Here is a 19,547-nt window from a genome sequence, read left to right on the forward strand (position 1 = left end):
GTGACTGATGCCGACGTCCGGCGACGGCCTGGTGGACGGTCGGCGCGCGTACGCGCCGCTGTCATCGAGGCCACCAACCAGCTCCTGCGGGAGCAGGGCCTGATGGGCCTGACGGTGTCCGAGGTGGCCCGGAGCGCGCAGGTGAACGAGACGTCGATCTACCGGCGGTGGGGCACCCGCGAGAACCTCATCATCGACGCCCTGCTCGCCGATGCCGCCGAACAGCTCCCGGTGCCCGACAGCGGGACGTTGCGGGGCGATCTGATCGCCTACGCCACCGCGCTCGCGAGATACCTGACCTCGCCCGCCGGCAACGCCCTCGATCGAGCGCTGGCCTCGGCCGGCGATGACCCCGCCATCCGGCGGCTGCGCGACCAGTACTGGGACGCCCGCTACGCCCAGTCCAGCCAGATCGCCGCGCGGGCGATCGAGCGCGGAGAGCTGCCCGACACCACCGACCCCCGCTTCGTGCTCGAGATGCTCGTCGCGCCGCTGCACTTCAGGATCGTGCTCACCCGCGAGCCGCTCGACCCGGACCTGCCCACCCGCATCGTCGACGCCCTCCTCCACGGGTTCGTCCGGGCCGCCGACCCGGCGCAACCGGAACGGCGATTCTCCTGAGAAATCCAGGGCATGACGAAGGGCCCGGCCGGAGCCGGGCCCTCCACCAACCAGTACCTGCCTACCGGCGAGCCTTCGCGGTTTCCCGGTTGTTCGCCTTCTCGATCGCCTTGACCAGTTCGTTCTTGGTCATCGACGAGCGGCCCTTGATGTCGAGCTTCTTGGCCACGTCGTACAAGTGCTGCTTGCTGGCCGAGGCGTCCACCCCGCCGGCGGTCTTCGTCGGCTTGCGGCCGGCGCCGCGCGCGGCCTGCTTGTCCGACGGGCCCTTGCGGCCCTTCTCTTCCCAGTGGTCGCCGACCTTCTCGAACGAGTGCTTCAGCGACGCGTACGCCGTCTGGTGCGCGCGCCGGCCCTCGCCGTAGGTCTCGACCGCCGAATCGTGGGTCTTCACCCACGTGTCCTGCGCCTTCTTCGACGACCGCTTCACCGTGCTGGGCAGGGCCTCACGTCCAGGCATCGGAGCACCTCCTGTCGCCTCTCGTGCCTGCCCACGGTTTCCCGGGACGCCCGTACGTCAAACTTCGGAGTCCTCGACCCGCAGCGCCTGCTGCTCGGCGCCCCCGGCGGGCCGCTGCCGGCCCTGGTCCTCGCCGATCTCGGCGCCCTCGGCGTCGACCAGCTCGTTGGACCGGTCCGGTGCCGACACCTGCTCGGCCGCGGCTTCCGAATCCGGTTCGACCGCCCGGTCCGGATCGGTCACCCGCCAGCTCACCGGGTCCTCCAGCGGCTTCGGCTCGGCGTCCAGCTCCAGGTTCTCCTGCTGCTCCGACGCTGGCTCCTGCGGCATGTTCCCTCCTCAGCCCGGCAGCGTCTCGCCGCCGAGCGCGGCGAGCACCTCACCGGTGTAGTACGACGACAACTGGTTGGACGCGAAGAACACGAACGACGGCGCCAGCTCGTCCGGCTGCGCCGCCCGCCCCATCGGCACCTGCTGCCCGAACTTCTCCACGTGCTCGCTCGACATCGTCGCCGGGATCAGCGGTGTCCACACCGGACCCGGCGCGACCGCGTTGATCCGCACGCCCCGGTCGGCCAGCGCCTGCGCCATCGCGTAGGTCCACGCGATCACCGCGCCCTTGGTGGCCGAGTAGTCGATCAGGGACTTGTTGCCGCGCAACCCGTTCACCGACGCGGTGTTGATGATCGACGAGCCCTCGCCCAGGTGCGGCAGCGCCGCGTGCGTCACCCGGAAGTAGCTGTGGATGTTCACGTCGAAGGTGCGCATCCACTGCTCGTCGGTCAGGTCCTCGGGCGAATCCAGCTCCTGCTGCGTGGCGACGTTGTTGACCAGCACGTCCAGCCCGCCGAGCTCGCGCACGGTTTCGTCCACGATCTTGCGGCACTGCTCCCGCGCCCCGAGGTCACCGGGCAGGAGCAGGCAGCGGCGGCCTTCCTTGCGCACCAGCTCCGCGGTCTCCTCGGCGTCGGAATGCTCCTCCAGGTAGGCGATCGCCACATCGGCGCCCTCCTTGGCGAACGCGATCGCCACCGCCCGCCCGATCCCGGAGTCCCCGCCGGTCACCAGCGCACGCTTGTCGCGCAGCAACCCGCGCCCGGCGTAGTCCTCCATCCGGTCCCGCGGCCCGGGCTCCATCTCGTGGGTGACGCCCGGCGGTTCCTGCTGATGGGGTGGCTGTCCCATGCGCACACTCCTTCCTCACCTGCCCCGAGGTGTCCCCGCTCCAGGCCGCACCAAACGCGACGGTTGGCGCCCCGGCGGGCCGGGTAACCGCGTGCGCATGAACTCGCCAGTGAGCAAGGGCCTGCGCGTCGTGGTCACCGGCGCCAGCGGCAACGTGGGCACCAGCACCGTCCAGGCCCTCAGCCGCGACCCCGGCGTGGCCTCGATCCTCGGCGTGGTCCGCCGCGAACCCGAGTGGAGCGTGCCGAAGCTGCGGTGGCGCACCGCCGACCTGGCCGAGGACCAGATCGCCCACCTGGTGCGCGACGCCGACGTGGTCATCCACCTGGCGTGGCTGTTCCAGCCCACCCACGACCCGGCCATCACCTGGCGCTCCAACGTGCTCGGCGCGATCCGCGTGTTCGAGGCCGTCGCCCGGGAGCACGTGCCCGCCCTGGTGTACTCCTCGTCGGTCGGCGCCTACTCGCCCGGCCCGAAGGACAGCCCGGTCACCGAGACCTGGCCCACCCACGGCTGGCCCGCGGCCGCCTACCCCCGCGAGAAGGCCTACCTGGAGCGCTACCTCGACGGGTTCGAGAAGGCCAACCCCGGCGTGCGGGTCGTGCGGCCGCGCCCGGCGTTCGTCTTCAAGCGCGAGGCCGCCTCCGAGCAGCGGCGCCTGTTCGCCGGCCCGTTGCTGCCCGGCAGCCTGGCCCGGCCGTCGCTGATCCCGGTCATCCCGGACGTCCCCGGTCTGCGGGTGCAGGCCGTGCACTCCGCCGACATCGGCGAGGCGTTCCGGCTGGCCGCGCTGAACGACGTGCGCGGGGCGTTCAACATCGCCGCCGACCCCGTCATCGACGCCAAGGCACTGGCCCGGCTGCTCGGCGCCCGCACCGTCCCCGTGCCGACGTGGACGCTGCGGGCCGCGGTGTCCGCCGGCTGGTACGCCCACCTGCTGCCGGCCTCACCCGGCCTGCTCGACACCGTGCTGCGGCTGCCGATCATGGACACCACCCGCGCCCGCGACGAACTCGGCTGGATCCCACGGCACGACGGGCTCGAGGCGATCGGGGAGTTCCTGGCCGGCCTGCGCTCCGGCGCGGGCATGAACACCCCGCCGCTGGCACCGGACAGTGCCGCCGGACGGGCACAGGAGATGGGCACCGGGATCGGCTCGAAGCCCTGACTCAGTCGCGGAGGTGGACGCCGGGCCGCGCCGTGATGATAGGAATGGCGGGGTGAGCATCGAGATCGCGGCCGAAGAAGCCGTCACGCTGACCAGCGAACTGATCCGCATCGACACCACCAACACCGGCGACCCGGACACGCTGGTGGGGGAGAAGGCGGCAGCGGAGTTCGTCGCGGAGAAGCTCACCGAGGTCGGCTACGAGATCGAGTACGTCGAGTCCGGCGGCCGCGACCGCCACAACGTCATCACCCGCCTCGCCGGCGCCGACCCCAGCCGCGGGGCGCTGCTCGTGCACGGCCACCTCGACGTCGTCCCGGCCGACGCCTCCGAGTGGTCCGTGCACCCGTTCTCCGGCGCCATCCAGGACGGCTACGTGTGGGGCCGCGGCGCCGTCGACATGAAGGACATGCTCGGCATCATGCTGGCGCTGGCCCGCCACTACAAGCGCGAGAACATCGTCCCGCCGCGCGACATCATCTTCGCCTTCCTCGCCGACGAGGAGGCCGGCGGCAAGTTCGGCGCCCAGTGGCTGGTGGAGAACCGCCGCGACCTGTTCGAGGGCGCCACCGAGGCGATCAGCGAGGTCGGCGGCTTCTCCATCAGTCTCAAGGACGACGTGCGCACCTACGTGGTGGAGACCGCGGAGAAGGGCATCCGGTGGATGAAGCTGCGCGTGCGCGGCACCGCCGGCCACGGCTCGATGATCCACCGCGACAACGCCGTCACCAAGCTCTCCGCCGCCGTCGCGCGGCTCGGGCAGCACCGGTTCCCGCTCGTGCTCACCGACTCGGTGCGCGAGTTCCTCGCCGGCGTCACCGAGATCACCGGCTGGGACTTCCCCGAGGACGACATCGACGGCGCCGTCGCCAAGCTCGGCAACATCTCCCGCATGATCGGCGCCACCCTGCGCGACACCGCCAACCCGACCATGCTCACCGCCGGCTACAAGTCCAACGTCATCCCCTCGGTCGCCGAAGCCGCCGTGGACTGCCGCATCCTTCCCGGCCGGATGGAGGCCTTCGACCGCGAGCTGGACGAGATCCTCGGCCCGGACATCGAGAAGGAGTGGATGGAGCTGCCGCCGGTGGAGACCACGTTCGACGGTGCGCTGGTGGACGCCATGACTGCCTCGATCACCGCCGAGGACCCGGGCGCGAAGGTGCTGCCCTACATGCTCTCCGGCGGCACCGACGCCAAGTCGTTCCAGACGCTGGGCATCCGCAACTTCGGGTTCGTGCCCCTGCAGCTGCCCGCCGACCTGGACTTCTCCGGGCTGTTCCACGGCGTGGACGAGCGGGTGCCGGTCGACGCGCTCAAGTTCGGCACCCGCGTGCTGGACCGGTTCTTCCGCGCGTCGTGACCACCGCGGCGCAGCTGCGCAAGACCGCGCGGTCCCTCCCGGAGACGGCGGTCGACGGCGACGCCTTCACCGTGGGCGGCGCGGTGTTCGCCGCGCTGGAGGACGAGCAGGTGCGGCTGCGGCTCCCCGCCGCGGAGGTGGCCGAGGTGCTCGCGGCGCACCCCACGGCCACCCGTGTGCGCGGCGGGGTGCGGGTGCCGCTGGCCGACCTCAACGGGCAGCAGCTCAACCACTGGGTCCGGCGCGCCTGGCTCGCCCATGCGCCCGAGCCGCTGGCCGCGCGGGCGCGTGCCGCGGAAACCGCCGAGCCGGGTTCGGGGGACCTGCCGCGCGCCATCGGCCGCCCGGCGACCCGCGCGCTCGCCGGCGCCGGGATCACCACGCTCGACCAGCTCACCGCGCTGACGGAGGCGGAGCTACTCGCGCTGCACGGGATGGGCCCCAAGGCGGTGCGCGTACTCCGCGAGGCGCTCGCCGAGAGGGGCCGCTCACTCGCCGGCTGACGCGGCCACCGCGGGGCGCGAGTTCGCGGCCCAGATCAGCGCGGCGACCCAGCCGAAGAAGGTCCACCCGCACACGAGCGTGAACACCGCGAGCGGCCGGATGTCGGCCACACCCCGGCGGCGGGCGACGAGCACCGGCGCGAACCAGACGGGCACGCAAGTGACCAACCCGACGATGCCCAGCAGCACCAGCAGCGCCACCCCCATCCCGGCGAAGATCGCGAGCAAGACCAGCGCCGCCACGACCCCGGCACAGCCGGTGATCAACGACACGAACGAGGGGCGACGGGGCATGCTGCTCCTTTCCGGGGCAGCACTGAGGTCGCCGCGACAGCCCCGCCCGTTACCGGTGCAGGGCCGGGCCGGTCAGATCAGGACCTCGGGCAGCGCGGTGGCCGGCTGGCGCTTGCGGCGCAGCCACACGCGCCGGGTGCCGTCGGAGTAAAGCCGGACCGTCGACAGCTCCCACCCGCCGTACTCGGCGTTGATCGACAGCTGCGTGGCCGCGGCCCGCCGGGAGACGCCGGGTGGCAACTGCAACCGGCGGTACTCCCAGTCCTCGTCGACCACCGCCTCCTGGTGCTTCATGGCTGGATCACCTGGACCCCTTCTCCCGCCGCGGAGCCGACGACCACCCGCCCGCTCCGCTCCTCGACGGTAACCGAATTCGGCTGCCGGACCGTCGGGAAACGGTACTTCTCGACCGGTTCGCCGCCGCGCACGTCGAACCCGACGACCTCGTTGCGCTCGGTGAGCGTCACCCACGCCAGCGCGCGCTGCGCGTCATAGGCGAGACCGTACGCCCCGCCGGGCACCGGGTACCGCTGCCGCAGCAACAGCGGGCCGGTGGAGAAGGCCAGGAGAGCCCCGGCGCGGGTGTCCACCACCAGCACCCGGCCGAAGGAGTCCGCGACCGCGTGCGTGGCGCCGTCCCCGGCGCGCAGGCCCTCGGCCATGGTGCCGCCGTCGACGTCCACCGAGAACACCGCGGTGCGCAGCTCGTCCAGCACCACGGTGTTCCCGCCGGCCACCAGCACGTCGTCGGCGCTGTAGAGCTGGCCCTGGATGGTCTTGGTCGGCTGCCCGCCGGTGAACACCTCCACCGCCTTGCGGTCCCGCACCGCGACCAGCGTCCGGTCACCCTCGACGACGGCACCGGCCGGCTGACCCGCCACCGCCAGCGTGCTCACCTCGCCCCCTGGCAACGCGATCCGCGCGACCTGCCCGGCCGCGGGGAGCGTGGCCAGCAGGACCCCGCCGGACACGCGCAGCTGCTCGACCCGCCCGGCCACCGGCACCCGCACCGGCGCGGCGGCCAGGTCGGCGGACCGGTACAGCAGCACCGCGTCCGCAACGGCCACGGCGAGCGTCCCGGTCGCCGGATCCGCGGCCACCGCGGTGACCTCGCCGGGGACCGTGATCACCGTGCCCGCCGGGGCGGCGGTGGGCGGGGGCGACGCCGGCGCGGTCGCCGCGACCGGGTTGGCCACCACCTGCAGGGTGTCGGTGGAATCGGCGGACTTCGACGAGCACCCGCTCAGCACCAGAGCGCAGACCAGCACGACACCGGTCCCGACGGTGACGGAGGAGCGCACAAGACCTCCGGATCGCATTCCTCTGGTGCCTCCAGCATCCCCTGAAAACCTCGCCGCGTCACGTGCCGTCCACCGCACGGTCACTTCGTGCCCCGCTCCGGGTAACCGAACTCGACGGCGCTGACGTCGTCCAGCGCCGAGGAGATCGCGACCGGCAGGGCGATCTCCTCCGCCGCCAGCGATCCGGTGAGCTGCCCGGTGTCGCGCGCCCCCACCACCGGCGCCACCACACCCGGCCGGTCCCGCACCCAGGCCAGCGCCACCACCAGCGGAGACACCCCCAGCCCGTCGGCCGCGGTGGCGACCGCCTCCACGATCCGCGCCGCCCGCTCGGTGCGGTGCTGCTCGACGTACCCGGCGTACTCGGCCGACGCGCCCCGCGAATCGGCCGGTGTGCCGTGGCGGTACTTGCCGGTCAGCACCCCGCGGCCCAGCGGCGCCCACGGCAGCACGCCGAGGCCGTGGTAGCGGGCCGCCGGCACCAGCTCGCGCTCCACGCCGCGCTCCACCAGCGAGTATTCGGCCTGCGTGGCGACCAGCCCGGCCGGCCCGTTCGCGGCGGCCGAGGCCAGCTGCCAGCCGGCGTAGTTGCACACCCCGGTGTAGCGGACCTTGCCCGAGGTCACCGCGTGGTCCAGCGCCGAGAGGGTCTCCTCCAGCGGCACCGAGTCGTCCCACGCGTGCAGCTGCCACAGGTCCAGGTGGTCCACGCCCAGCCGCCGCAACGACCCCTCCAGCGCGGACAACAGCGCACCGCGGGACGCGCCGCCGCCGAACGGCCCGTCGGTGCGGCGGGCGACGGCCTTGGTCGCCACGACGATCTCGTCGCGCGGCACCAGGTCGCCCAGCAGCCCGCCGAGGATCCGCTCGCTCTCCCCGCCGGAGTAGATGTCGGCGGTGTCCACGAGAGTCCCGCCCGCCTCGACGAACGCGACGAGCTGGCTGGCCGCCTCGTCCGCGTCGGTCTCCGCACCCCAGGACATCGTGCCGAGCGCCATCCGGGAGACCCGCAACCCCGACCTGCCCAGCTGTCGCTTCTGCATGCACAGAGGGTAACTAAGGTATAGGAAAGGACTTGACGAAGGCGGCTCATCGGGTGATCCGCGCCGCCGATAGCCTCTCCCACCGTGCGAACGCGACTGATTTTCCCGAAGGCCCGGTGAGCATGGGCTGGTTCGAAGCACTCGTCCTCGGCCTGGTGCAGGGCCTGACCGAGTTCCTCCCCATCTCCTCCAGCGCCCACCTGCGCATCACCGCCGCGCTCGCCGGCTGGGACGACCCCGGCGCGGCCTTCACCGCGGTCACCCAGATCGGCACCGAGCTGGCGGTCATCCTCTACTTCTCGAAGAAGATCGGCCGCATCCTCGCCGCCTGGTGGCGCTCGCTCTACCAGCGCGAGGCGCGTCACGATCCGGACGCCCGGCTGGGCTGGCTGATCATCGTCGGGTCGCTGCCGATCGTGGTGCTGGGACTGCTGTTCCAGGACGCCATCGACAGCGCCTTCCGCGACCTGCGGCTCACCGCGACCACGCTGATCGTGTTCGGCATCCTGCTGCTCATCGCCGACCGCGTCGGCCGCCAGTACCGGACGCTGGACCACCTGACCGTCCCGCACGGCATCGGGTACGGCTTCGCCCAGGCGATGGCGCTCATTCCCGGCGTGTCCCGCTCCGGCGGCACCGTCACCGCCGGCCTGTTCCTCGGCTACACCCGCGCCGAGGCGGCCGAGTACGCGTTCCTGCTGGCCCTGCCCGCCGTGTTCGGCTCCGGCCTGTACAAGCTGACCGACATCGGCGGCGAGAACAGCCCCGAGTGGGGCCCCACCATCCTCGCCACCCTGGTCGCGTTCGGCGTCGGCTACCTGGTGATCGCGTGGCTGATGAACTACATCAAGACCAAGAGCTACGTGCCGTTCGTGATCTACCGGATCGCGCTCGGCGTGCTGCTCATCGTGCTGGTCGCCACCGGCGTCCTTGATCCCAACGCCGGTCCCGCCCTGTAGGTTGGCGGCGTGGCTACCGTGATCCTGCTCCGGCACGGCCGCTCGACCGCCAACGGGTCGGGCGTGCTGGCCGGGCGGACCCCCAAGGTCGGGCTCGACGACACCGGCCGCGCGCAGGCCAAGGCGCTGGTCGAGCGGCTGGCCGGCGTGCCGCTGGCCGAGGTGGTGTGCTCGCCGCTGCTGCGCTGCAAGAACACCGTGGCCCCGCTCGTCGCCGAGCGGGGCCTGGCCCGCACCGTCGACCCGCGGCTGTCCGAAGTGGACTACGGCGAGTGGACCGGCCGCGAGCTGAAGACCCTGGTCAAGGAACCGCTGTGGCGGGTCGTGCAGGCCCACCCCTCGGCCGCGGTGTTCCCCGGCGGCGAGGGGCTGGCCGGCATGCAGGCCCGCGCGGTCGCCGCGGTGCGCGAGCACGACGCGCGGATCAGCGCCGAGCACGGCGACCACGCCGTCTGGCTGCTGTGCAGCCACGGCGACGTGCTCAAGTCCATCCTGGCCGACGCGCTGGGGCAGCACCTGGACGCGTTCCAGCGGATCGTGGTCGACCCGGCGTCGATCTCCGTCGTCCGCTACACCGAGGTGCGCCCGTTCGTGATGCGCGTCAACGACCACAGCTCGGATCTGGCCGGGGTGGTGCCGCCCGCGCCGAAGCGCGTTAGGAAGAAGAAGACGTCCTCCGACGCGGAGGTCGGAGGGTCGACAGGACAGAAGGGCCGCGCTGGATGACACCGGACAACCCGTTCGCGCAGGCGAGTGACCTGCCCTACGGTCTGCCGCCGTTCGACCGGATCGCCGACGAGCACTTCGGCCCGGCGTTCGAGGCGGGACTGGCCGAGCACGCCGCCGAGATCGAGGCCATCGCCGGCAACCCGGAACCGGCGACGTTCGAGAACACGATCGTGGCGCTGGACACCTCCGGGCGCCTGCTGCAGCGCGTGTCGTCGGTGTTCTTCAACCTGACCTCCTCCGACACCAACCCGGCGCGGCAGGAGCTGCAGGCGCAGATCGCGCCGAAGCTGGCCGCGCACTCCGACGCCATCCACCTCAACCCGGCGCTGTTCGCCCGGGTCCGCGACCTCTACCAGCGGCGCGACCAGCTGGGCCTGGACGAGGAGTCGGCCTGGCTGCTGGAGCGCACCTACACCGACTTCCAGCGCGCCGGCGCCGGGCTCGACGAGAGCCAGCAGGCCAGGCTGCGGGTGCTCAACGAGGAACTGTCCACGTTGTCCACCCGGTTCCAGGAGAACCTGCTGCGCGACACCAACGACCTCGCCGTGCTGGTCGAGGACCCCGCGGAGCTGGCCGGGCTGTCCGAGGGCACGATCGCCGCCGCCCGTGAGGCCGCCGCCTCCCGCGGTGTCGAGGGGTACCTGCTCACCCTGAACCTGCCCACCTCGCAGCCGCTGTTGTCGTCGCTGGAGAACCGGGCGCTGCGGGAACGGCTGTTCACCGCGTCGATCTCGCGCGGCAACCGCGGCAACGACAACGACAACTCGGCCGTGCTGGCACGGATCGTGCAGCTGCGCGCCGAGAAGGCCGCGCTGCTCGGCCACCCCAACCACGCCGCGTACGTGATCTCCGACGAGACCGCCCGCACCGCCGAGGCCGCCGTCGGGCTGCTGGAGCGGCTCGCGCCGGTCGCGGTCGCCAACGCCCGCCGCGACGCCGAGGAGCTGCAGAGCTACCTCGAGCAGGACCACCCGGGCGCGACGCTGCAGCCGTGGGACTGGGCCTTCTACGCCGAACGCGTCCGCAAGGCCCGCTTCGACCTCGACGACGCCACGCTGCGGCCGTATTTCGAGCTGGACCGCGTGGTGCGCGACGGTGTCCTGTTCGCCGCGAGCAAGCTGTACGGGCTGAGCTTCACCGAGCGCCACGACCTGCCCGTCTACCACCCGGACGTGCGGGTGTTCGAGGTCTTCGACGCCGACGGCAGCCCGCTGGGCCTGTTCCTCGGCGACTACTACACGCGCGACTCCAAGCGCGGCGGCGCCTGGATGAACACCTTCGTCGACCAGTCGCACCTGCTGGGGGAGCGGCCGGTGGTGGTGAACAACCTCAACATCGCCAAGCCCCCGGCGGGCGAGCCGACGCTGCTGACCTTCGACGAGGTCACCACCCTGTTCCACGAGTTCGGCCACGCGCTGCACGCGCTGGTCTCCGACGTGCGCTACCCGAAGTTCTCCGGCACCAACGTGCCGCGGGACTTCGTGGAGTACCCGTCGCAGGTCAACGAGATGTGGATGCTGTGGCCGGAGGTGCTGGCCAACTACGCCAAGCACCACCGCACCGGCGAGCCGCTGCCGCGGCGGCTGGTCGAGCGGCTGGAGGAGTCGGCCCAGTACGGGCAGCCCTTCGCCACCACCGAGTACCTGGCCGCGTCGCTGTTGGACCAGGCCTGGCACGGGCTGGGCACGGAGGACGCGATCGGCGACGTCGCCGCGTTCGAGGCGGCGGCGCTGGAGAAGGCCGGGGTGGCGGTGCCGGCGATCCCGCCGCGCTACCGCAGCACCTACTTCGCGCACGTGTTCAGCGGCGGCTACTCGGCCGGGTACTACTCCTACATCTGGAGCGAGGTGCTCGACGCCGACACCGTGGAGTGGTTCAAGGAGAACGGCGGCCTCAAGCGCGAGAACGGCGACCACTTCCGCCGCACGCTGCTGTCGCGCGGCGGCGCCGGTGACCCGATGGGCTTCTTCCGCACCTTCCGCGGCCGCGACCCGGAGATCGCGCCGCTGCTGGCGCGGCGGGGCCTGACCGGGGCGTGACCGTCGGCCCGCAGCCGCGGTACGAGGCGTTCGCCGGCGAGTTCCTCGACCACGCCCAGGACGGGCCCACTTCGACCGGGTCGCAGCGCTCTGGCCCGGCAGGTTGTCCCGCATGATCGGCGAGGGCTAGCCTCCCGGGGGATGTTGCCGATCATGGAGGCCCGTGATGTTCTCGGTCCCGCTTGGCTCTGATGGCGCACGCTTGTGCCCGCTCGAACCCTGGCACGCCGAGGAGTTCCTGGCCCACCTCGATCGTGGCCGGGAGTTCATCGGGCAGTACATCGGCTTCGCCGACCGTGCCACGGATCTGGACTCCAGCCGGGCACTGCTGCGCGCGTACGCGGACAAGGCGGCCACCGACACCGGCCGGATCTACGGCATCTGGACTGGTGACACCCTCGTGGGCGGCGTGTTGTTCCGAAGGATGGACCTCACCCACGGAGTCGTCGAGGTGGGCTGCTGGCTCGAGCCGGCGGGCACCGGGAAGGGCCTGGCCACCCGGGCCGCCCGCGCGATCATCGACTGGGCGGTGCAGATCCGGGGCGCGCACCGCGTGGAGTGGCAGGTCAAGGCGGGCAATCTGGCGAGCATCGCGGTGGCCCGCCGACTGGGCATGACCCGCGACGGCGTGCTCCGTGAGGCCGTGGTGCACCGGGGAAAGCGCTTCGACCTCGAGGTCTGGTCGGTGCTCGCCCCGCAATGGCGCGCTCAGCACCTGTGACGGCCACACCCGGTCGCCGGTGCCGGATCATCTCAGCGTGGATCAGGCGACCAGTACTTGAGGACCGGGTGGTCATGGCGTTGCAGACGAGCCGGTGAGTTCGGCTTGGTTGTCGGCTGCCCACTGCGCGAGCTGTGCCAGGGGCCCGTTCGCGAGCGAGTCGCCGAGCGGGGTGAGCTGGTAGATCGCTCCGCTCGGCGGCGCCGGTTGCTCCGCGTTGAGGGCTTTGGTGACGAGCCCGCGCTCTTGGAGGCGTTGGAGAGCCTGGGTGAGGACTTTGTCGCTGACTCCTGCGATGCGGGTGAGTAGCTCGTTGCGTCGCGTCGGCCCCATGCGCAGGGCCGACAGGACAACCGAGTCCCAAGCGTGCCTGATGAGCTCGATCGCCGCGCGCACGTGGCAGTCGGAGACGAAGGTTTGGCAGGAGTCATCGATCACCAGTCCAGTCTCGCGCACGTCGCCCTACCGAACGGTAGGAACCTGGTTCGTAGCGTTCCCAAGGACACCACTTCCACCTGAAGGAGATCGTTGTGAACGTGGGCATCTTGGGCACCGGGAACTTGGCCGTGGCGCTTGGTCGCGCGTGGGCGTCGGCCGGCCATTCGCTGTTGATCACAGGGCGCGACCCGCGGCACGCCAGTGAGGCCGCCGCCCAGGTGGGCGATGCGGCGAGTGCCGTCGACCCCGCCGACTTCGCAGGCCGGGCCGACGTGGTCGTAGTCGCGGTCTCTTGGGCGGGGCTTGAGGCCGCCGTTTCGCTCGTCGGAGGTCCACAGGGGGCCTTGGCCGGCAAGACCGTGATCGACTGCACCAATCCGGTGGACTACGCGACCGGTGAACTGAAGCCCGCGTCCGGCTCGGCGGCAGAACTCGTGGCGTGCTCGGCGCCCGGCGCGTCTGTGGTCAAGGCGCTCCACCTGTTCGCGGGAGCTTCGTGGCCGTACGTGGGGTCGAAGGAGACGGCGCCGGTCGTGGCGATCTGCGGCGACACGCCCAGCGCCCTCGATCTCGCCGCGGCGCTGATCGGGGACCTCGGCGGGCAGACCGCGGTGGCCGGAGGGCTCGCCAGCGCACGGCAACTGGAGGAAGCCGCGGGATTCGTCATGCGGGTCGTGGCGGCGGGCCACAACCCGCGGCTCGCTGTGCCCGACGTGGACCCGGCGCTCCTCAGCGCTGCAGGCACCACGACCGACTGAGCCACCAGAACATCCAGCTTGCCGCGCACGTGCTCGACCACACGAGATCGTCAGGGCATCAGGACGATCTTGCCGAACTTGCCCGGGCCGGCCAGGCGGGCGTAGGCGTCAGCGAACTGGTCGAGCGGGAAGGCTGCATCGACGGGTACGCGCAACCGGCCCTGCGCCAGCAGCGGCACCACGGACGTCCGCACGGTGGCGGCGAGGAGCACCTTCTCGGCGTGTGAGCGCCCGCGGATGGTGGTGCCGATCAGCTGGGCACGCGCGAGCATGAGGTCGAACATCCGCAGAGGCGCCGTGGTGCCGGCCTGGACTCCGACGACGAGGACCTTGCCCCGGCTGCGGAGCAGAGCGACCCGCTGCAGGCAGTCCTGTCCGCCGACCAGTTCCACGATCACGTCGTACGGCGCGTGCCCGGCTTCCTGGTCGGGGGTCACGACGTCCACCCGGCCGTCCGGGGCGAGTGCCTTCACCCGGTCATGGAGTTCGGGCCGGCGCACGCTGGCCACGGTGTGCGCCCCGGAGACCGCGGCGACCTGGACCATGGCCGTGCCCACCCCGCCCGCCGCGCCGGTGACCAGCACCCGATCGCCGGCACGGACTCCAGCCTGGGTGACCAGGGCGTCCCAGGCGGTACTGAACGCTTCCGGGAACCCGGCTGCCTCCTCCCAGGGCAGGCCCTCCGGGACCGGCAGGAGAAGATCGGCGGGGACCGTGATCCGCTCGGCGTGGCCGCCGCCACCGACCAGTGCCATCACCCGGTCCCCGGGCGCAACCCCCGTGACCCCGGGTCCCACCTTCTCGACCTCGCCTGCTACCTCCAGGCCGGGCACGTCGGCCGGCCATCCCGGCGGCGCCGGGTAGTCCCCCCGTGCCTGCTGCAAGTCGGCGGCGTTGAGTCCAGCGGCCCGCACCCGGACGACCACGGCCCCCGGTCCCGCGACCGGATCTGGACGCTGCTCCAGCCGGAAGGTCCCTCCGGAATCGATCACGACGGTTCGCATGAGCGCAGCGTATTCCCGCGGCCGGCCCGCCAGCCGGTGTTGATCCACAGATCGCTCATGGTGTCGATCACGACCGCCTGACGTTTCGGGCGGCTGCGCCGTCGTAAAGACGGAACAGGCACACCGGATGGAAGGCGTCGGACCATGCCCACGCAATGCGAAGCGGACGAAAGCGCGATCAGGAACCAGATCGGCAAGCTGATCGACGGGCTGCGGGCCCGGGACCTGCCGGCGCTGAGCCGGCTCTACACCCCGGACGTGGTGTCCTTCGACGTCGAGCCGCCGCTGCAGCACGTCGGGATCGAGGCGAAGTCTCGGAACTGGGCGGCGGTGTTCGCGGCCTTCCGGGAGGTCGACTACGAGGTCCGCGACTTCGCCGTCACCGTCGGCGGGGACGTCGCGTTCGGACACGGGTTCGGCCGGCTCAGCGGCACGCTCGACGACGGCACGGCGACGAAGGGGATGTGGGTGCGGGCCACGTTCGGCTTCCGCAAGACCGGTGGCGGCTGGCTGATCGCGCACGACCAGGTGTCCGTGCCGTTCGACCTGACCAGCGGACGCGGGGTGACCGACCTCGAGCCCTGACTACCGGTCGCCGTGCCGTCCCGGGATCAGGGCGACCAGCGCCCCCGCGCCGCACAGCACGGCGGTCCACGCCACGGTCGCGGCCGGCCCGGTCCGGTCGGCCACCACACCGGCCAGCCAGGGCCCGGCGGTCTGCCCGGCGGCGAACACCGTGGTGAACGCGCCGAGCGTGGCGGTCCAGTCCGCGGGCGGGGTGTGGTCCCTGATGAGCGCGGTGATCGCGGCCGGGACACCGATGAACGTGGCCCCGTAGACGATCGCGGAGGTCAGCACGACCGGCAGGGCGGGGGAGACCAGCGCGAGCGCGGAGCCCGCGGCGAGCACCGCGAGCAGGGTCGCCAGCCCACGGCCGCCGCGCCACATCGCCGACGCCACCACGACCGCCAGGCCCAGCACCGTCCACACCAGACTCACCTGCCAGACCGCGGCGCCGTGCGCGGCGAGGACGGCGGACAGGAAGGTGATGTAGGTGATGTATCCCAGGGCGAACAGCAGGTAGGCCACCGCGGTGGGCCACAACGGCTTCATCCGGGCGCGGCCGGTGTTGGTGGCCGGGGCGTCCGCGTCCACCGCGGCCGCGGACCAGCTCACCAGCGCGGCGACCGCGGCGGCGGCGCCGAGCCCGAGCCAGGCCAGGCGCCAGTGCGGCCCCAGGGCGGGGATCGCCGCTCCACTGAGGACGATGCCGAGCCCGCTGCCGGCGAAGTAGACGGTGAGCGGTGTCCCGGAGGAAGCACGGACGGCGATGCGTGAGGCGAGCACACCCCCGACGATGAACACCACCGCACCCGTCAACCCGGCGACGGCGCGCACGACCAGCAGCACTCCGAAGTTCCCGCTGACCGCGGTGGCCGTGAGAGCCAGCGCGGTCAACACCATGCCCCAGCGGAAGGCGGCCGCGGAGCCCACCCGCCGGGCGACGGTCGCGGTGACCAGGGCGCCGAGCAGGTAGCCGAGCCCGTTGGCGGTGCTCATCACCCCGGCGTCGGCGAGGCTCCACCCGAGATCGCGCCCCATGGCCGGAACGACGAGCCCGTAGGCGAAGCGCGCGAACCCCAGGGCCGAGGCGGTGCCGAGCGACAGCCGCGCGGCCTGCCACACCGGATCGCCGGGCATCACACCACTATCCCCGAGGGGGAGCGGGTTTCGCAGCGGACACCCCGCGCGCGCCGGTCTTGGCGTGGGTGTCCGGCCCAGAGCGGGGCGGGCGGTTCGCCGGGGCCGCTCCGTCACGCCGCGACCCCGGCGGGTTCGGCCGCAGGGACCGCCCGGAGCGGGCTGTCGCGTTTGGGGTGGCCGTCACGGCCACGCGGTCTCGGCCCGCCGCAACTGCGGCCCCGGCCGGGGTGTCGCGCTCGGGGCGGCCGCACCAGTGACCCCGGCGGATTCCACCGGGCCCGCCCCGCGGGGGCGTCACGTCGCGGTGGCCGCACCTCAGCCATGCCTCCGCCCGGTAGGCCCCGCGGCCGCACCTCCGCCACGTCGCAGCCCCGCAGCTTCCACCGCACCGCCCCCCAACCGGGGCATCAGGTCTGCAGCGGCCAGACCTCCACCACGCCGTGGGCGACCGCGCACGGGGTGCCGGCCACCAGGCGCGCCGCCTCTTCCACCGAATCCGCCTCGATGATCGCGAAACCCGCCACCGGCAGGTCGGATCGCAGGTACGGGCCCGGCGTCACCTGCGCCCCGGCCGCGCCGTGGTTGCGCACCTGCACCGGGTCGCCCGCGATGCCCATCTCGGCCCCGGCCGCGCGCAGCCGGGCGTCGTGCTCGTGGGCGGCCGCTCGTACCGCCTCGTCCGTGCGCTCGTAGCCGGCGCTGTCGCCGTAGCCGATCGTGATGAACTTTCCCATCCGTCCGGTATAGACCCCTCCGCCCCGCCGGTATATGCGCTTGCATGGATCCACATCTCGTGGCATAGTTGGTTTTGCCCAACCAACCAATTGAGGAGTCGAGATGGCACACGCCGGCGAAGAGCGCCCGTCGCGGGAAGCCGTCGACGGCGTGGCGGCGGCGCTGGCCACGGTGGGCAACTGGATGTTCTCCCCGGCCACCCGGCGCAGGATCATGGCGTCCTCCGGCCTGGAGCTGTCGCTGGGGGACTACACCCTGCTGGCCCAGATCTCGGTGCACGCCCCGGTGCGCCTGTCGGTCCTGGCGGAGCTGATGGAGGTGGACAAGTCCACCCTGTCGCCCCCGGCCAAACGCCTCGAGCAACGCGGGTTCATCGAACGCCGTCCCGACCCGGCCGACGCCCGCGCCCAGCTGGTGAGCGTCACCCGGGCCGGCAAGCTCGCCATCGGCAAGCTCTGGAAGGCCCGCGCGGCCGCCGTCGCCGACCTGCTGGCCGACTGGGACCCCGCCGACGTCGAACAACTGGCGGCCGGCCTCGGCGCGTTGAGCGAAGCGATCAAGAACAGCCGCTGACGCCCATCCTCCAACTCCCGCACCACGAAGTGAGGTCACATGCGTGCCGTTGTGCTGCACGAATTCGGGCCACCGGCCAACCTGCGCGTCGCGGACGTGCCCACCCCGCGGCCCGCGGCGGGTGAGGTCGCGGTCCAGGTCGCCGCGGCCGGCATCCAGTTCCTGGAGACCCAGGTCCGCGCCGGGACGATGCCCGGCGCGCTCGGCGGGGCGCGCCTGCCGGTGATCCTCGGCAAGGAGATCGCCGGACTGGTCACCGAAGTCGGCCCCGGCGGCGACCCCGCCCTGATCGGCACGCGGGTCCTGGCCAGCACCGCCGGCCTGGGCGGCTACGCCGAGACCGCCGTCGTCCCCGCCGAAACGCTCGTCCCGGTCAGCGACGGCCTCGGCCTGCCCGAAGCCGTCGCCCTCTACCGGTACGGCGTCACGGCCCAGGGCCTCATCCGGGCGGCCCGCGTGACCGCCGGTGACCGGGTCCTGGTGCTGGCGGCCGCGGGTGCCGTGGGCACCGTCCTGGTCCAGTTGCTCAAGCGCGCCGGGGCGACCGTCGTCGCGGCCGCCGGTGGGCAGCGCAAGCTCGCCCTGCTCCGCGAGCTGGGCGCCGGCCACGTCGTGGACTACACGCAGCCCGGCTGGACGGACCAGGCCCGTGCCGGCGGCCCGGTGGACGTGGTCTTCGACCACGTCGGCGGCGCGCCCGGCCGCGACGCGTTCGAGCTGCTCACCCCGGGCGCCGGACGGCAGATCATCTTCGGCTTCTCCAGCGGCGCGCCGCTGGACGTCCGGCCCGCGGAACTGGTCGGCCGCGGCCTGACCCTGACCGGCTTCAGCGCGGGCTTCCTCTGGCGCCGGCCCGCCCTCGCCCGCGAGCTGGCGACCGAGGTCCTGGACCTGGCCGCGGCCGGCCAGCTGACCCCCGTGATCGGCCAGCGCTTCCCGCTGGACCGGGCCGCCGACGCGCACGCCGCCATCGAGGCGCGCGGAACCGTCGGCAAGACCCTGCTCATTCCCTGACACACAACCAAAAAAGAAGGAGTTCACACATCATGTCCGAAACCCCCAAGATCTTCGTCGCCGGCGCAACCGGCCTGCTCGGCGGCCAGATCGTCCGGGCGCTGCTCGACCAGGGCGCCCCCGTGCGGGCCCTGGTGCGGCCCGGCACCAGCGAAGACAAGAAGCGTGCCCTGACCACCGGGGACGTGGAGCTGGTCGAGGGTGACCTCACCGATCCGGCCGAGCGGCTCGCCGAAGCCGTCGGCGACGCCACCACCGTGATCTCCGCCGTCCAGGGCGGCCCCGAGGTCATCGTGGACGGCCAGGCCAACCTGCTGCGCGCCGCGGAGAAGGCCGGCGCCCGGCGGTTCATCCCGTCCGACTTCGCCGTCGACCTGACCAAGCTCGACGACGGCGACAACTTCATGATCGACTGGCGCCGGCAGGCCGCCGCCGCCCGCACCGGTACCAGCCTCGACGTGGTGTCCGTGCTCAACGGCGCCTTCTACGAGGTGATGACCGGCTTCATGGAGCTCGTCGACTGGGAGCAGGGCACCGTGTCCCACTGGGGCGACCCCGACCAGCCGCTCGACCTGACCTCGGTGGCCGACACCGCCGCCTACACCGCGGCCGTCGCCCTCGACCCGGCCGCCACCGGCACCCTGCGCTTCGCCGGTGAGGTCCTCTCGATGCGCCAGTTCCACGAGGCCGTCCAGCGCGGCTCCGGCCGCACCCTGCGGCTGCAGCACCTGGGCAGCGCCGACGAGCTGCGCGCGGAGATCGCCCGCCGGGCGGCGGCCACCGACAACCCGTTCGAGTACGTGGCGCTGCAGTACCAGTGGTGCATGGTCAGCGGCAAGGCCAAGTTCGACAACCTGGACAACGCCCGGTACCCGCAGGTCAAGCCGCAATCGCTGACCGACTTCGTGCGCGCCACCGCGCCCGCGCGCTGACGC

At 72.4% G+C, this 19,547-nt stretch carries 24 protein-coding genes; 13 read left to right on the forward strand and 11 right to left on the reverse strand.

From position 1 onward, the window contains the following. A complete protein-coding gene (locus IE290_RS04925; protein ID WP_191243260.1) occupies positions 1 to 621 on the forward strand; it encodes a TetR/AcrR family transcriptional regulator in 621 nt (206 codons plus the stop codon). A 61-nt stretch (positions 622 to 682) separates the two neighbouring features. On the opposite strand, the gene IE290_RS04930 is transcribed toward IE290_RS04925, so the two are convergent. From IE290_RS04930 to IE290_RS04940, 3 genes are read right to left on the reverse strand one after another with little or no spacing between them, the layout of a single operon-like run. Beyond that, on the reverse strand, positions 683 to 1,081 hold the full coding sequence (locus IE290_RS04930) for a ChaB family protein (RefSeq protein WP_191243261.1): 399 nt from the start codon (positions 1,079 to 1,081) through the stop codon (positions 683 to 685). Positions 1,082 to 1,138: 57 nt separating this feature from the next. Continuing rightward, on the reverse strand, positions 1,139 to 1,411 hold the full coding sequence (locus tag IE290_RS04935) for a hypothetical protein (protein ID WP_191243262.1): 273 nt from the start codon (positions 1,409 to 1,411) through the stop codon (positions 1,139 to 1,141). A gap of 9 nt (positions 1,412 to 1,420) precedes the next feature. Further along, the gene (locus IE290_RS04940; RefSeq protein ID WP_191243263.1) at positions 1,421 to 2,266 is read right to left on the reverse strand and encodes an SDR family oxidoreductase; all 846 of its coding nucleotides are present in this window, start codon (positions 2,264 to 2,266) and stop codon (positions 1,421 to 1,423) included. 97 nt (positions 2,267 to 2,363) lie between these two features. Here IE290_RS04940 and IE290_RS04945 point away from each other — a divergent pair, with 97 nt between their 5' ends. Genes IE290_RS04945 through IE290_RS04955 form a run of 3 tightly spaced genes read left to right on the forward strand, consistent with a single transcriptional unit; the run spans position 2,364 to position 5,300 of the window. Then, a complete protein-coding gene (locus tag IE290_RS04945; protein WP_191243264.1) occupies positions 2,364 to 3,434 on the forward strand; it encodes an NAD-dependent epimerase/dehydratase family protein in 1,071 nt (356 codons plus the stop codon). Positions 3,435 to 3,486: 52 nt separating this feature from the next. Next, positions 3,487 to 4,797, forward strand: coding sequence for a M20/M25/M40 family metallo-hydrolase (locus tag IE290_RS04950; RefSeq protein WP_191243265.1), 1,311 nt, complete (start codon positions 3,487 to 3,489; stop codon positions 4,795 to 4,797). Beyond that, complete coding sequence (locus tag IE290_RS04955; RefSeq protein WP_191243266.1) at positions 4,794 to 5,300, forward strand: helix-hairpin-helix domain-containing protein; 507 nt, start codon at positions 4,794 to 4,796, stop codon at positions 5,298 to 5,300. The genes IE290_RS04950 and IE290_RS04955 overlap by 4 nt, the downstream gene beginning before the upstream one ends. On the opposite strand, the gene IE290_RS04960 is transcribed toward IE290_RS04955, so the two are convergent. From IE290_RS04960 to IE290_RS04975, 4 genes are all read right to left on the reverse strand, one after another. Continuing rightward, complete coding sequence (locus IE290_RS04960; RefSeq protein ID WP_191243267.1) at positions 5,286 to 5,594, reverse strand: superinfection immunity protein; 309 nt, start codon at positions 5,592 to 5,594, stop codon at positions 5,286 to 5,288. The two genes, IE290_RS04955 and IE290_RS04960, sit on opposite strands and share 15 nt — an antisense overlap. 72 nt (positions 5,595 to 5,666) lie before the next feature. After that, a complete protein-coding gene (locus IE290_RS04965; RefSeq protein WP_017982338.1) occupies positions 5,667 to 5,888 on the reverse strand; it encodes a DUF5703 family protein in 222 nt (73 codons plus the stop codon). Continuing rightward, on the reverse strand, positions 5,885 to 6,895 hold the full coding sequence (locus IE290_RS04970) for a YncE family protein (RefSeq protein ID WP_191243268.1): 1,011 nt from the start codon (positions 6,893 to 6,895) through the stop codon (positions 5,885 to 5,887). Before IE290_RS04970 ends, IE290_RS04965 begins: the two co-directional genes overlap by 4 nt. An 80-nt stretch (positions 6,896 to 6,975) precedes the next feature. After that, entirely contained in the window at positions 6,976 to 7,938 is a 963-nt protein-coding gene (locus tag IE290_RS04975) for an aldo/keto reductase (RefSeq protein ID WP_191243269.1), read from the reverse strand. A 122-nt stretch (positions 7,939 to 8,060) separates the two neighbouring features. On the opposite strand from IE290_RS04975, the gene IE290_RS04980 reads away from it, so the two are divergent. The 4 genes from IE290_RS04980 to IE290_RS04995 all read left to right on the forward strand — a co-directional run bounded on the left by IE290_RS04980 (position 8,061) and on the right by IE290_RS04995 (position 12,386). Next, a complete protein-coding gene (locus tag IE290_RS04980; RefSeq protein ID WP_191243965.1) occupies positions 8,061 to 8,897 on the forward strand; it encodes an undecaprenyl-diphosphate phosphatase in 837 nt (278 codons plus the stop codon). A 9-nt stretch (positions 8,898 to 8,906) separates the two neighbouring features. Continuing rightward, positions 8,907 to 9,623 (forward strand): histidine phosphatase family protein, encoded by a 717-nt coding sequence (locus tag IE290_RS04985; RefSeq protein WP_191243270.1) that lies wholly within the window; start codon positions 8,907 to 8,909, stop codon positions 9,621 to 9,623. Beyond that, entirely contained in the window at positions 9,620 to 11,665 is a 2,046-nt protein-coding gene (locus IE290_RS04990) for a M3 family metallopeptidase (RefSeq protein ID WP_191243271.1), read from the forward strand. The genes IE290_RS04985 and IE290_RS04990 overlap by 4 nt, the downstream gene beginning before the upstream one ends. A gap of 202 nt (positions 11,666 to 11,867) precedes the next feature. After that, positions 11,868 to 12,386: a GNAT family N-acetyltransferase gene (locus IE290_RS04995; RefSeq protein WP_229874204.1), complete on the forward strand. Its 519-nt coding sequence runs from the start codon at positions 11,868 to 11,870 to the stop codon at positions 12,384 to 12,386. A gap of 72 nt (positions 12,387 to 12,458) precedes the next feature. Here the strand turns inward: IE290_RS04995 and IE290_RS05000 are convergent, their stop codons facing one another. Beyond that, positions 12,459 to 12,824, reverse strand: coding sequence for a winged helix-turn-helix transcriptional regulator (locus tag IE290_RS05000; RefSeq protein WP_191243273.1), 366 nt, complete (start codon positions 12,822 to 12,824; stop codon positions 12,459 to 12,461). Positions 12,825 to 12,916: 92 nt separating this feature from the next. Between IE290_RS05000 and IE290_RS05005 the strand changes: the two genes are divergently transcribed. Then, positions 12,917 to 13,582, forward strand: coding sequence for an NADPH-dependent F420 reductase (locus tag IE290_RS05005; protein ID WP_191243274.1), 666 nt, complete (start codon positions 12,917 to 12,919; stop codon positions 13,580 to 13,582). A gap of 50 nt (positions 13,583 to 13,632) precedes the next feature. On the opposite strand, the gene IE290_RS05010 is transcribed toward IE290_RS05005, so the two are convergent. Beyond that, the gene (locus tag IE290_RS05010) at positions 13,633 to 14,586 is read right to left on the reverse strand and encodes an alcohol dehydrogenase catalytic domain-containing protein (RefSeq protein WP_191243275.1); all 954 of its coding nucleotides are present in this window, start codon (positions 14,584 to 14,586) and stop codon (positions 13,633 to 13,635) included. Positions 14,587 to 14,730: 144 nt separating this feature from the next. Between IE290_RS05010 and IE290_RS05015 the strand changes: the two genes are divergently transcribed. Further along, on the forward strand, positions 14,731 to 15,171 hold the full coding sequence (locus IE290_RS05015; RefSeq protein WP_191243276.1) for a YybH family protein: 441 nt from the start codon (positions 14,731 to 14,733) through the stop codon (positions 15,169 to 15,171). On the opposite strand, the gene IE290_RS05020 is transcribed toward IE290_RS05015, so the two are convergent. Then, positions 15,172 to 16,287 carry a YbfB/YjiJ family MFS transporter gene (locus IE290_RS05020; protein WP_191243277.1) on the reverse strand — a complete coding sequence of 372 codons (1,116 nt, stop codon included), beginning with the start codon at positions 16,285 to 16,287 and terminating at the stop codon, positions 15,172 to 15,174. A gap of 410 nt (positions 16,288 to 16,697) precedes the next feature. Further along, on the reverse strand, positions 16,698 to 17,024 hold the full coding sequence (locus IE290_RS05025; protein ID WP_191243278.1) for a YciI family protein: 327 nt from the start codon (positions 17,022 to 17,024) through the stop codon (positions 16,698 to 16,700). 103 nt (positions 17,025 to 17,127) lie between these two features. Between IE290_RS05025 and IE290_RS05030 the strand changes: the two genes are divergently transcribed. From IE290_RS05030 to IE290_RS05040, 3 genes are read left to right on the forward strand one after another with little or no spacing between them, the layout of a single operon-like run. Further along, positions 17,128 to 17,598: a MarR family winged helix-turn-helix transcriptional regulator gene (locus IE290_RS05030; RefSeq protein WP_191243279.1), complete on the forward strand. Its 471-nt coding sequence runs from the start codon at positions 17,128 to 17,130 to the stop codon at positions 17,596 to 17,598. Positions 17,599 to 17,637: 39 nt separating this feature from the next. Then, positions 17,638 to 18,612, forward strand: a complete 975-nt coding sequence (locus tag IE290_RS05035) for a zinc-binding dehydrogenase (protein ID WP_191243280.1) — start codon at positions 17,638 to 17,640, stop codon at positions 18,610 to 18,612. Between the two features lie 32 nt (positions 18,613 to 18,644). Continuing rightward, the gene (locus tag IE290_RS05040) at positions 18,645 to 19,544 is read left to right on the forward strand and encodes an NmrA family NAD(P)-binding protein (RefSeq protein WP_191243281.1); all 900 of its coding nucleotides are present in this window, start codon (positions 18,645 to 18,647) and stop codon (positions 19,542 to 19,544) included. The last annotated feature ends 3 nt before the right edge of the window (positions 19,545 to 19,547 follow it).

This window comes from Amycolatopsis deserti, from assembly GCF_014653945.1.
Lineage (GTDB): Bacteria > Actinomycetota > Actinomycetes > Mycobacteriales > Pseudonocardiaceae > Amycolatopsis_E > Amycolatopsis_E deserti.